10 protein-coding genes are annotated in these 11,684 nt (G+C 73.1%); 9 read left to right on the top strand and 1 reads right to left on the bottom strand.

Going from position 1 to position 11,684, the window contains the following annotated elements; genetic code table 11:
* Window positions 1-165: 165 nt before the first annotated feature.
* From ACXJMZ_RS19330 to ACXJMZ_RS19320, 3 genes are all read left to right on the top strand, one after another.
* Window positions 166-1,440, top strand: coding sequence for a S8 family peptidase (locus ACXJMZ_RS19330; protein WP_457031298.1), 1,275 nt, complete (start codon window positions 166-168; stop codon window positions 1,438-1,440).
* Between the two features lie 18 nt (window positions 1,441-1,458).
* On the top strand, window positions 1,459-1,587 hold the full coding sequence (locus ACXJMZ_RS19325; RefSeq protein ID WP_457031297.1) for a hypothetical protein: 129 nt from the start codon (window positions 1,459-1,461) through the stop codon (window positions 1,585-1,587).
* Between the two features lie 70 nt (window positions 1,588-1,657).
* Window positions 1,658-2,098 carry a hypothetical protein gene (locus ACXJMZ_RS19320; protein ID WP_457031296.1) on the top strand — a complete coding sequence of 147 codons (441 nt, stop codon included), beginning with the start codon at window positions 1,658-1,660 and terminating at the stop codon, window positions 2,096-2,098.
* A 13-nt stretch (window positions 2,099-2,111) separates the two neighbouring features.
* Here ACXJMZ_RS19320 and ACXJMZ_RS19315 read toward each other — a convergent pair whose 3' ends face one another.
* On the bottom strand, window positions 2,112-2,981 hold the full coding sequence (locus ACXJMZ_RS19315; protein ID WP_457031295.1) for a HipA family kinase: 870 nt from the start codon (window positions 2,979-2,981) through the stop codon (window positions 2,112-2,114).
* A gap of 82 nt (window positions 2,982-3,063) precedes the next feature.
* Between ACXJMZ_RS19315 and ACXJMZ_RS19310 the strand changes: the two genes are divergently transcribed.
* From ACXJMZ_RS19310 to ACXJMZ_RS19285, 6 genes are all read left to right on the top strand, one after another.
* The gene (locus tag ACXJMZ_RS19310; protein WP_457031294.1) at window positions 3,064-3,501 is read left to right on the top strand and encodes an SRPBCC family protein; all 438 of its coding nucleotides are present in this window, start codon (window positions 3,064-3,066) and stop codon (window positions 3,499-3,501) included.
* Between the two features lie 87 nt (window positions 3,502-3,588).
* Window positions 3,589-4,764 carry a glycosyltransferase gene (locus ACXJMZ_RS19305; protein ID WP_457031293.1) on the top strand — a complete coding sequence of 392 codons (1,176 nt, stop codon included), beginning with the start codon at window positions 3,589-3,591 and terminating at the stop codon, window positions 4,762-4,764.
* A 333-nt stretch (window positions 4,765-5,097) separates the two neighbouring features.
* Complete coding sequence (locus tag ACXJMZ_RS19300) at window positions 5,098-6,603, top strand: sugar transferase (RefSeq protein ID WP_457031292.1); 1,506 nt, start codon at window positions 5,098-5,100, stop codon at window positions 6,601-6,603.
* Window positions 6,604-6,649: 46 nt separating this feature from the next.
* Entirely contained in the window at window positions 6,650-7,933 is a 1,284-nt protein-coding gene (locus tag ACXJMZ_RS19295; protein WP_457031291.1) for an O-antigen ligase family protein, read from the top strand.
* Window positions 7,930-10,500 carry a lipid II flippase MurJ gene (locus ACXJMZ_RS19290; protein WP_457031290.1) on the top strand — a complete coding sequence of 857 codons (2,571 nt, stop codon included), beginning with the start codon at window positions 7,930-7,932 and terminating at the stop codon, window positions 10,498-10,500. The genes ACXJMZ_RS19295 and ACXJMZ_RS19290 overlap by 4 nt, the downstream gene beginning before the upstream one ends.
* On the top strand, window positions 10,497-11,672 hold the full coding sequence (locus tag ACXJMZ_RS19285; protein WP_457031289.1) for a glycosyltransferase: 1,176 nt from the start codon (window positions 10,497-10,499) through the stop codon (window positions 11,670-11,672). Before ACXJMZ_RS19290 ends, ACXJMZ_RS19285 begins: the two co-directional genes overlap by 4 nt.
* Window positions 11,673-11,684: the final 12 nt, after the last annotated feature.

The raw sequence follows: 11,684 nt of genomic DNA, 5'->3' as shown, positions 1-11,684 counted from the left end.
ATCGTGTGCCCAGCACGAGGTGGCGGTGCGTACCTCTTGCGGAGGGTGGTCCTTGGTCACTACCGTCCCGGGCAGCTCATGCGCCTGCCATCCGTAGGCGCGGGCGGAGACTCGGGAGGGCCAACCCCTATGAGAGTTCCTCGGACAGGCCGATTCGGACGCGGGGTGGCCGGGCTGGCCCTGGTGGCGGCGGGGACGCTGACGCTGCCGACCGGCACCGCGGTCGCTGCGGACGGCGCCACGGCGGAGACCGGGCCACTGCTCAACTACCTGGTCAACACCAAGGCCAACCACGGCCAGGTCATGCTGGCCGAACGCGCGATAGCCCGGCTCGGCGGCACGGTGGTGCAGTCCTACGAGCAGATCGGCGTGATCATCGCCCGCTCGGACTCCACCACCTTCGCGGCCGGGCTGCGCGCCTCTCACGTGGTCGACTCGGTCGGCGCCAGCCGGACCAAGGCCGTCACCGCGGGTATCGGCGACGACACCGTCGAACTCGCCACCCCACCGGCCGGGTTGATGGCCGCCACGCCGGCCGCCGGAGCGGACGAGCCGCTGCAGGCCGACCAGTGGTCGCTGGGTGCCATCGGCGTCCCCGAGGCGCACCGGACCAGCCTCGGCAGCCGCCGGGTGACGGTCGGCGTGCTCGACTCCGGCATCGACGCCACCCACGAGGACCTGGCCGCCAACGTCGACGCCTCGCAGTCGGTGTCCTGCATCGACAACGGCCGGCCGAACACCGACTTCCAGGCCTGGCAGCCCACCACCAGCGACCACGGCACCCACGTCGCGGGCACCATCGCCGCCGCCAAGAACGGCAAGGGCGTGCTCGGGGTCGCCCCGAACGTCAAGCTGGCTGCGGTGAAGGTGGTGGACGACGGCGGGTTCATCTACCCGGAGTACGCCGTCTGCGGCTTCGTCTGGGCCGGCGAGCACCACTTCCAGGTCACCAACAACAGCTACTACGTGGACCCTTGGCTGTTCAACTGCGCCAGTGACCCGGACCAGGCGGCCATCCTGACCGCCGTCCGGCGGGCCACCGCCTTCGCCGAGCGCAACGGTGTGCTGAGCGTCGCGGCGGCGGGCAACGAGAACATCGACCTGGCGCACAAGACCACCGACGACAGCAGCCCGGACGACACCGTGCCGCTGCCCCGGCCGGTGGGCACCGACTGCCTGAGCCTGCCGACCGAGCTTCCCGGCGTGGTGAACGTGGCCTCGACCGGCGTGAACGGCAACAAGTCCTTCTTCTCCAGCTATGGCCAGGGCAAGATCACGGTCGCGGCCCCCGGCGGCGACTCCCGTTACCAGATCCCGAACACCCCGGCGAGGAACGGTCGCATCCTCTCCACCGTCCGGGGCAACAAGTACGGCTACATGCAGGGCACTTCGATGGCCTCCCCGCACGCGGCCGCGACCGTGATCTTGCCCTGGCCATAGCTGGAGAAGAAGGACTTGTTGCCGTTCACGCCGGTCGAGGCCACGTTCACCACGCCGGGAAGCTCGGTCGGCAGGCTCAGGCAGTCGGTGCCCACCGGCCGGGGCAGCGGCAACGCGGCCACCGCCGTGCAGTGGTGGCGTGGCTGAGGCGCTAACCCCCCCCGCCTGAGTACTCGTCCTCAGGCGGGGGTGCCGTCAGGGCGGGATGCTGCCGCCCATGGAGATGAACAGCGCCGAACACCCGGCCCACCACCGTCGTTGGAGCCTGGCCGTGCTGACGGGCAGTCTGGTGGCAGCCCTGCCCGTGCTGGCGGGGCTGACGCTCGTGGTCGGCTACGGAGCGGCCACTGCGGCGCGCGGGGAGCAGCCGGTCAGGGTGCTCGGGACGGTCGGCCTCTCGCTGACCGGGTCGGTGCTCGGGCTGCTGGTGGCGGGGTTGGTGATCCGGTACAGCAAGGTCCGCCGGATGGACGGGGTCGCGAAGGTCGCGTTGCTCGCGGTCGGGTTCTGCCTCGGGACGTACGGCGAGTATCTGGTGCCGTACCTGATGATGGACCTGCCCACGTTCGAGCCGGAGCAGGCGCCGCCGGGCTGGACGCCGTACACCGGCCCGGTGCCGCCGGAGCTCCCGCTGCTCCCCGACCCCGCGGCTTCGTAACGGTCAGCGCCGGTCAGCGCGTCCGGGGCCGGCCGGAGAGGTCGGGGACGTCCTGGAGCCAGGTCGGGCGGCCCGCCCGGGTGGCGGCGGCGCGGTCGGCGGCGGTCTGCCTGAGTTGGTCCGGCGTGGCGAAGCCGTCCGGCAGCCAGGCGGCCGACTGGGCGGCGCGGGTGGCGAGTTGGGTCACGTACGCGTCCCTGAGCTGCTCGACCGAGTCGAAGCCCGGCTCGTCCGTCAGCCACTCCTCGGGTACCAGGGCGACCACCTCGCGCAGCAGCTCCGGGGTGACCAGCGGGGCCAGCGCGGCGTCGGCGGCCGCGACGTCCGGGTGGTGGGCGCCGAGTGCGTGGTCGCTGAGGTCGTACCGCTTGAGCAGTGAGCCGGCCGCGCCGGACCAGCGGTGGTGGAAGATCAGCCCGGCGCCGTTGTCGATCAGCCAGAGCCGGTTGTGCCAGACCATCAGGTTGGGGTTGCGGCAGCTGCGGTCGACGTTGCCGGTCAGCGCGTCCAGCCAGACCACCCGGCCGGCCTCGAGCGGGTCGACGTCGATCATGCCGGGCTTGAAGTCCCGGGCGCCCGGCAGGTAGTCCATGCCGAGGTTGCGCCCGGCGCTGCCGCGCAGGATGTCCTGGATCTCCGGGTCCGGCTCGTGTGCGGCCACCTCGGGGTCGAAGTCCACCAGGACCAGCTCGGGCACCCGCAGGCCGAGCCGCCGGGCGAGTTCGCCGACCACCACCTCGGCGATCAGCGCCTTGTGGCCCTGGGCGGCGCCGCTGAACTTCACCACATAGGTGCCCAGGTCGTCGGTCTCCACGATGCCGGGCACGGAGCCCCCGGCGCGCAGCGGGTCCAGGTAGCGGAGAGCGGTCACCTCGGTCAGCACACCGGCCAGCGTAACCCGGTGGCTGCTGTGGTTGGCTTGGATTGAACGGTGCCACCGGAGCAGTCAGAGGAGAGTACGGATCATGGGACAGGTGTACGCCACCACCGAGCGCAGCTACCCGGCGAGCCCCGAGCGGGTGTACGAGGCGCTGGCCGACTACGCCGTGACGCGGCCGAAGCTGCTGCCGGCGCAGTACAGCGAGTACGAGGTGCGGGCCGGCGGCACGGGCGCGGGGACGCAGGTGCACTGGCGCCTGCAGGCGACCGAGAAGCGGGTCAGGGACTGCCTGTTCAACGTGACCGAGCCGGGCAGTCGCACCCTGATGGAGACCGACGCCAACTCCTCGATGGTGATCACCTGGAAGGTCGTCGAGCAGGGCAACGGCAGCAAGGTCACCGTGCAGGCGAGCTGGACCGGGGCAACCGGCATCGGCGGCTTCTTCGAGCGGACCTTCGCCCCCAAGGGCCTGAACCGGATCCACGACCAGATCCTGGTCGCCCTTGCGACCGAAGTCGCCTGAATTCTCGAACGAGTGGTTCTGATCGCCGGTCCGGGTGACAGCGGGATCACGTAGCGTACGCGCCGATCTAGGCTCACGGCCGTGCATATGACGATCCTTCATGTCTCCCAGCCCGTGGACGGCGGCGTCGCCCGGGTGGTGGTCGATCTGGTGCGGGGCCAGCGCGAGGCGGGCTGCCGGGTGCTGGTGGCCTGCCCTGCGGGTGGCCGGCTGGCGGCCGAGGCGGCCGCGGCCGGGGCCCTGGTGCTGGACTGGCAGGCGGGCCGCTCGCCGGGGCCGGCGACCCTGGCGGAGGCGTGGCGGCTGCGCCGGATCGTCCGCGGCGCCAACCCCGATGTGCTGCACCTGCACAGCGCCAAGGCCGGCCTGGCGGGTCGGCTGGCCGTCCGGGGGGCCGTCCCCACCGTGTTCCAGCCGCATGCCTGGTCGTTCGCCGCCGTGCAGGGTCCGGTGGCGGCGGCCAGTCTGCGCTGGGAGCGGTTCGCCACCCGGTGGGCCCGCGCGGTGCTCTGCGTCAGCGGGCAGGAGCGGCGGGACGGCGAGCAGGCCGGGCTGACGGCCCGTTGGCAGGTGATCCCGAACGGGGTGGACCTGCGGCACCACGCGCCCGCCGACTCGGCGGCCCGCCGGGCCGCCCGGATGTCGCTCGGCCTGGATCTGGAGGACCCGCTCGCGGTCTGCGTCGGGCGGCTCTGTCGGCAGAAGGGCCAGGACGTCCTGCTGGACGCCTGGCCGGCCGTCACCGAGGGGCTGCCGGGGGCCCGGCTGGCGCTGGTCGGCGGCGGCCCGGACGCCACCGCGCTGGCCGACCGGGTGCGTGAACTCCCCGACCCGTCCAGGGTCCGGCTGGCCGGGGACGTCACCGACCCCCGGCCCTGGCTGGCCGCCGCCGACCTGGTGGTGCTGCCGTCGCGCTGGGAGGGGATGGCGCTGGCCCCGCTGGAGGCGATGGCCACCGCCCGCCCGGTGCTGCTCTCGGACGTGCCCGGCGCGCGGGAGTGTCTGCCGCCCGAGCTGATCGGTACCGGTCTGGTCGAGCCGGAGAATCCGACCGAACTCGCACGTCTGATCGTGCAGGCACTGAGAGATCCGATCGAGTGCGAACGGATCGGCCTGTTGGCGCGTGAACGAATGTCCGATTATCACGATGTCCGAGGGGTGGTCCGCCAGGTGGAGCTGCTCTATCGAAACCTTCTTCGGGACAGCGTTCCCGGCCCCCGTGCGGCGCAGCGCCGCGACACCCGTGTCCCAGGGCGGTCCTGATCGTTTCTCAGACCGTGAATGCTCGCCGCGAAGGTGCTGCCGTGTTCGCATCTCGACCGGGTGACCGAGGACCCAAAGTCCGAAAGTCTGATTAATGGGCGGGTGGAATGAAATGGCAAGTCAACTTCCTGCAATCAAGCCAGCGTTCGGTATTGTCTGATTTTGCCTGCTTCGTAGTCATTTCTGAGCGCGGTTCTCGGAATGACCCGAATGCCGCCCTTGGCAGCAGGTGCTACCTGGACCGCATCCGTCGGCCGGGATTAACTCGTCGGTCCGACTCCGGGTCCGGGTGTCCCGTCAAGGCGGGTACACAGCAGGGGAGTTCGTGCGCTGATGACCATTGACCACGAGAGTGTGCCACGGCGGGGCCAACCCCTGCCGCCCTCCCGCCGGGTCACCACCGAGCTCCTCGACCGGCGCCCGCCCCGGCGCCCGGTGCAGGCCAGATCCGCTCCGCAGGTCGGGCGGCACCGGCGCCCGTTCCGCTCCCGACTGGCCCGCCCGGCCGGGCTGCTGGCCGCCGACGGTCTCGCGGTCTGCGCCGCCACCGTGCTGACCGCCACCGACCCGGAGCGACCACTGCTGGGCGCCGCCGCCGTGCTGCCACTGCTGCTGCCGCTCAACCTGACCGGTGGGCTGTACCGCAACCGGCTCACCCTCTCCGCCCTGGACGAGTTCCCCGCGCTGGCCGCCCGGGCCACCGTCGCGACGGCCTTCGCCGTCACCCTCTCCGCCTGTCTGGACGGCTGGCCGGACAGCGGCCCGGCCACCCCACTGCGCCTGCTCACCCTGGTGGCCGCCTTCCTGCTGGTCGCCTCGGTCGGCCGGGGCTTCGTCTACCACCTGCTCCGCCAGGCCCGTCGTCGCCGCCCCAGCCCCGTCCTGGTGCTCGGTGCCGGGCAGCTCGGCCAGCAGGTGGCCGCGGCCCTGACGGAGCGTCGGGAGTACGGGCTGCGCCCGGTCGGCTTCCTCGACCCCGACCCGGTGCTGCTCGCCGGGGACACCAAGCTTCCGGTGCTCGGCGGCCGCGAGGTGCTGGAGCGGGAGATCCGCCGTCACCGGGTGCACCACGTGGTGGCCACCGAGGGCGCTGCCGACGAGGCCGAGACCGCCGCCGCGCTGCGTGAGGCCGCCCGGCTCGGCTGCCGGGTCTGGCTGGTGCCCGCCCTGCGCGAGTACGGCTCGGTGGCCGACCGGAGCCGGGGGGACCACCTCTGGGGCTTCCCCTGTCTGCAGCTCGACCGCCCCGCGATGCGCCGGCACGGCTGGGCCGCCAAGCGCGGCCTGGACATCACCGCCGCCCTGTTCGGCCTGCTGCTGGTCTCCCCGCTGCTGGCCGTCTGCGCGCTGGCGGTGCGGCTGGACACCGGCCCCGGCGTGCTGTTCCGCCAGCAGCGCACCGGTCTCGACGGCAAGGTCTTCACCCTGCTGAAGTTCCGCACCCTGCGCCCCGCCAACGAGCACGAGTCGGCCACCCACTGGAACATCGCCCAGGACCACCGGATGAGCCGGGTCGGCCACTTCCTCCGGCACAGCTCGCTGGACGAGCTCCCGCAGCTGTGGAACGTGCTGTGCGGCGACATGAGCCTGGTCGGCCCCCGGCCCGAACGCCCGTACTTCGTCATGCGGTTCAGCCAGGCGTACCCCGAGTACGCCGACCGGCACCGGGTTCCGGTCGGCCTGACCGGGCTGGCCCAGGCGAACGGCCTGCGTGGCGACACCTCGATCGAGGCCAGGGCCCGGTTCGACAACCGCTACATCGAGAGCTGGAACCTCTGGCTCGACGTCAAGCTGCTGTTCCGCACCGCCGCCCTGATGCTGCATCCGGACGGGAGCTGAGCCGGTGTCCCTGACTCTGCCTCAAGGACTCGCGTTACCCGGGCGGTTGACCGCCCGGCCCAGTCTGCTGGCCGCCGCCACCGTCCTGCTGGTCTGCGTGCCGACCGGCGACAAGGACGTCACCGCAGCCGTGCACGTCACGGCTGCGGACCTGGCCTCGCTGGCGCTGGTCGGCACCATGGCGCTGGGCCTGCTGCGCGGCCGGCTGCCCGCCCTGAACCGCACCCTCTGCGTGCTGTTCGGCGCGGTGGTCAGCTCGGCGGCGGTGGCCACCGTGCACTCGATCGACCCGCTGGCCAGTGCCACCGGTTTCGTCCGGCTGGTGCAGGTCTTCGTGCTGGTACCGGCCGCGGTGCTCTGCTCGCTGCGCGACCGGCGGGACCAGCAACTGGTGCTCGGCTCCCTGGTGCTGGCCGCGCTGGTGCAGGGCGTGGTCGGGGTCAAGCAGTTCCTGACCGGGACGGGGGCCTCGTACACCGGGCAGCCGATCCGGGCGATCGGCACCTTCGGGGCGCTCGACATCATGGCGATGTCCACGGTGGTCTGTTTCGGACTGCTGGCCGCCCTGGCGCTGGCCCTGGGGGAGCGCGGTCCCGGCGGCAACCGCCGCCTGCGGATCGGCTGTTGGGCCGTCGCCGGGTTCCTGACCTTCCCGCTCGCGGTCTCGTTCAGCCGGGGCAGCTGGATCGCCTGTGCGGTCGCCGCCGCCGTGCTGCTGCTGCGGGCCGACGCCCGGCTGGCGATCCGGGGCGCGGTGCTGACCGCCGCCCTCGCGGTGGTGCTGGTCGGCGGGCTCGGCCTCGGCGGCTCGGGGGTGACCAACCGGCTCTCCAGCATCGGCGCCGTCTCCGACACCCCCGACCAGTCGGTGACCGACCGCTACGACCTCTGGGGCACCGCCGGACGGATCTGGCAGGACCACCCGGTGACCGGCGCGGGCCCCAAGGCGTTCCAGCAACTCCGGGACAGCCACGCCCCGTTGCGGCTCTCCTCGGGCAGCGACGCGGCCGACTCGCAGATCGGCTTCACCCGCGAACCGCTGCTCTCCCCGCACAACATGTACTTCCTGGTGTTGAGCGAGCAGGGCCTGATCGGGGTGCTGGCCTATCTGGCCCTGTTCCTCACCCTGCTGGTCAACTGCCTTCGCCGGGTGGGGAATCCGGCCGCCGGGCCCCGGTTGGCGGCCCTCGGGCTGCTGGTCTGGGTGCTGGTGGACTTCCTGTACGCCGATATCGGGGGGACCACCACGGTGCTCACCTCGGTGATCCTCGGCCTTGCCGCCCGTACGGCGCTGCCTGGCCCGAACGCCGATGAGGCAACCCAGACATGAGTACGGATCAGCACGTCGCCGTGGTCGGGGCGCCCGCCCCGCCCGGCCCCCCGGCGCCCGGGCGCGACTTCCTCGCCAAGGCCTTCGGGGTCACCGCGCTGCTCACCGCCGCCGGCTCCGCCTTCGGCCTGCTCCGCGACCTGCTGCTGGCCAGGTACTTCGGGGCGAACCAGGGCACCGACGCCTTCCTGGTGGCCTGGACCGTGCCGGAGACGGCCGCACCGCTGCTGATCGAGGACGCGATGGCGTTCCTGATGGTCCCGGCGTTCAGCCTGGCCCTGGTGCTGCGCGAGGAGAACCCGAAGGGCGCCGACCCGGTGCGGCAGTTGGTCCGGGCCACGCTGCCCTGGATGCTGCTGGCGCTGTGCGGCCTCTCGGCGCTGACCGCCGTCGGCGCCCCGCAGCTGGTGCACTTCCTGGCCCCCGGGCTGGTCGACCCGGGGCTGGCCGTCACCTGCACCCGGATCACCGCGCTCACCATCCTGCCGTTCGGCATCGCGGGCTATCTGGGCAGTGCGCTGCGGGCCCACCACAGCTTCACCGCACCGGCCGGCATCTACGTCGCGTACAACCTGGCGATCCTCGGCGTCCTGCTGGTCGGGCACACCGCCTGGGGCGTCCGGTCGGCCGCGCTCGGCGTCGCGCTCGGCAGCCTGCTGATGGCCGGGGTGCTGGTCGGCCCGTTCCTGCGCCGGCTCCGGGTGAGCCGCCGCCGGCCCCGGAAGTCCCGCCGGGGCGGCCCGGCCGGGCTGGTGCTGATCCCGCTGGCGATACTGCCGGTCGCGGGCTTCACGCTGACCCGGCAGTCCCAGGTCTTCATCGAGCGCCACCTCGGCTCCGGGCTGCCGCCGGGCACCATCTCGCACCTGAACTACGCGGCCAAGGTCTCCCAGCTCGCGATGACCGCCGCCATCCTGATCTGCACCGTCACCTTCCCGCTGGTCGCCCGCGCGCTCGCCGCAGGCGACCTGCGGACCGCCCGGGACCGGGTGGAGAAGGACATCGGCCAGGCCACCGCGCTGGTGCTGGTCGGCACCGCGTTCCTGATGGCCTGTGCGCCCTCGGTGGTGGCCCTGCTGTTCGAGCGCGGCGCCTTCACCGCCCACGACACCGCCGCCACCGCCGCCGTGATCCGGGTCTACAGCTTCGGGCTGCCCGCCCAGGCGCTGATCGGCGTGATGGTCCGGCCGTACTTCTCGGTCCGCCCGGTGGTCCGCCGGGCCGACGAGGACCCGAGCAGCTTCCGGGTGACCCGGCTCGACTGGTACCCGGTCGGCGCGATGGCGGTCGGCCTGCTGGTCACCGTCGCGGTCGGCCTGGCCGCCACCCCGCACTACGGCGGCCTGGGCCTGGCGGCCGGGAACGCCGCCGGGATCACCACCACTGCGGGGCTGCTGCTCCGCGGGCTGCTGCTGCGCGGGATCGCGCTCCGGGTACCGAAGGTGATCACCGGTCAGTCCCGCCTGCTGGCGGCCGCGGTGGGCGCCGCGGCCGTCGGGTACCTGGCCGACGGTCTGACCGCCTCCCCGCTGCTGGCCACCCTGGTCGGCGGGCTGACGGTGCTGCTCGTCTTCGCCGGTCTCGGCACCGCCTTCGGTGCGGCCGAGATCCGCGGACCACTACTGGGGGGCCTCGCCAGGTTCGGCCCCGGCCCGCGCCCCCGGGCCGAACCGGTCGGGCCCGGCACCGCCGCCCCGCCCGCTTGCGGGACCACCCACCACCTTCGGCCGCTGAAGGGAAGCTGCCCCATGGACGTCGACTCCGCCCAGCAGTTGCGCCTCCCCGCGCAGGCATCCGCCGGTCGCACCAAACGTCGGGCCGGGTCCGGCCGGAGCGCCCCGTGGATCCTGATGTACCACTCGGTGGCCGAGGAGGAGGAGGATCCGTACCTGCTCACCGTCAGCCCCGAACGGTTCGCCGCCCAGATGGCCTGGCTGCACCGCACCGGCCGACGCGGCGTCAGCGTCCGCGAGCTGCTCCGGGCCAGGGCAGAGGGCACCGCAGGACACCTGGTCGGCCTGACCTTCGACGACGGCTACGCCGACTTCGCCCGGTACGCCGTCCCGGTGCTGCACGAGTACGGCTTCACCGCGACCGCCTACGTGGTGCCCGACCTGCTCGGCACCGAGAACGGCTGGGACGTCAAGGGCCCGCGCAAGCAGCTGCTGACCCTCGATCAGGTCACCGAACTGGCCGGCGCGGGCTGGGAGATCGGCTCGCACGGCCTCGGTCACCAGGCGCTGCCGGGACTGCCCGCCGACCGGCTCGCGGTGCAGACCAGGGAGAGCCGCCGGGCCCTCGAGGAGCTGATCGGCGGACCGGTCACCGGCTTCTGCTACCCGTACGGCGCGGTCGACCTGGCCGCCACCCACGCGGTCCGGGACGCCGGGTACGACTACGCCTGCGCCATCGAGCACGGTGGGCTCACCGGCCGCTACGCCCTGCCCCGGAGCTATGTCGGCGACCGGGACGGCGCCTTGCGGCTGCGGGCCAAGCGCGGGCGGCACCAGGTCAGGGACCTGCTCACCGCGCTGCGCGCGCGCCGCCCGGGGAGGGCCGGCCGGTGAAGGTCCTGCACGTGATCACCGGCCTGGCCTCCGGCGGCGCCGAACGCCAGCTGGAGCTGATCCTCCGTCACCTGCCCGAGCGGCACCGCTGCGAGGTAGCCACCCTGACCAATCCCGGCACGGTGGCCGCCGCGCTCACTGCCGAAGGCATCCCGGTGCACGACCTGGCGATGCGCGGCAACCGTGACCTCGGGGTGCTGCCCCGGCTCACCGGCCTGATCCGGCAGGGCCGGTACGACCTGGTGCACACCCACCTCTACCGGGCCGGGCTGTACGGCCGGCTGGCCGCCCGGCTGGCCGGGGTGCGCCAGGTGCTGGCCACCGAGCACTCGCTGCACGCCACGGTGATCGAGGGCCGGCCGGTCACCCCCGGCGTCAAGGCGCTCTACCTGGCCGCCGAACGGCTCGGCTCGACCACCGTCGCGGTCTCCCGGCAGGTCGCCGCCACGCTGAACGACTGGGGGGTGCCGCCGCAGCGGGTGGAGCTGCTGCCGAACGGCATCGAGACCGCCAGGTACGCCCTGCCGACCGCCTCCAGGGCGGCGCTCCGGCAGGGCGCCCGGGCCGAGCTCGGCCTGCCCCAGTCGGCCTGGGTGATCGGCGCGGTCGGCCGGCTGGTCCCCGGCAAGCAGTTCGGACTGCTGGTCTCGGTGCTGGCCGAGCTGACCAGGCTGGGCGCCCAGCACCCGGCGCTGCGGGAGCCCTGGCTGCTGCTGGTCGGGGCCGGACCCGAACGGGCGGCGCTGCTCAGGCAGGCCGGGGAGCTCGGGGTGCTGCACCGGCTGCTGCTCACCGGCGAGCGCTCCGACGTGCCCGAACTGCTCACCGCGATGGACGTGTTGGCCGCCCCGTCGGCCGAGGAGACCTTCGGCCTGACGGTGCTGGAGGGCCTGGCAGCCGGACTCCCGGTCCGGCACAGCGCCTGCCCGGCGCTGGACGAGCTGCCCCCCGAGGCCGCTCCTGGAGCGGTCCGGCTGCCCAGCTCGGCCGCCGCCTACACCACCTCGCTGTGCGAACTCTGGAGCCGACGCAGCACCGTGCTGCCACAGCCCTCGGCGGTCGCCCACTACGACATCGCCCGGATCGCCGACCGGCTGGCCCTGCTCTACGACCGCCTCGGGGGAGTGCCCGGCCGGGTGCCCGCACCCCCAGTCCTGAATCGAACTTTCTAGCCAAGGAGCTTC

Source organism: Kitasatospora sp. P5_F3, assembly GCF_054049135.1.
The sequence above is the reverse complement of the archived record's forward strand: the minus strand, read 5'-3'. Positions and strand labels throughout refer to the sequence as shown.

Bases quoted from the DNA above. Each gene is read 5' to 3' on its own strand.
- ACXJMZ_RS19320 (WP_457031296.1), top strand. From the start codon at position 1,658: ATGGAGATGAACAGCGCCGAACACCCGGCCCACCACCGTCGTTGGAGC.
- ACXJMZ_RS19310 (WP_457031294.1), top strand. From the start codon at position 3,064: ATGGGACAGGTGTACGCCACCACCGAGCGCAGCTACCCGGCGAGCCCC.
- ACXJMZ_RS19305 (WP_457031293.1), top strand. From the start codon at position 3,589: ATGACGATCCTTCATGTCTCCCAGCCCGTGGACGGCGGCGTCGCCCGG.
- ACXJMZ_RS19300 (WP_457031292.1), top strand. From the start codon at position 5,098: ATGACCATTGACCACGAGAGTGTGCCACGGCGGGGCCAACCCCTGCCG.
- ACXJMZ_RS19290 (WP_457031290.1), top strand. From the start codon at position 7,930: ATGAGTACGGATCAGCACGTCGCCGTGGTCGGGGCGCCCGCCCCGCCC.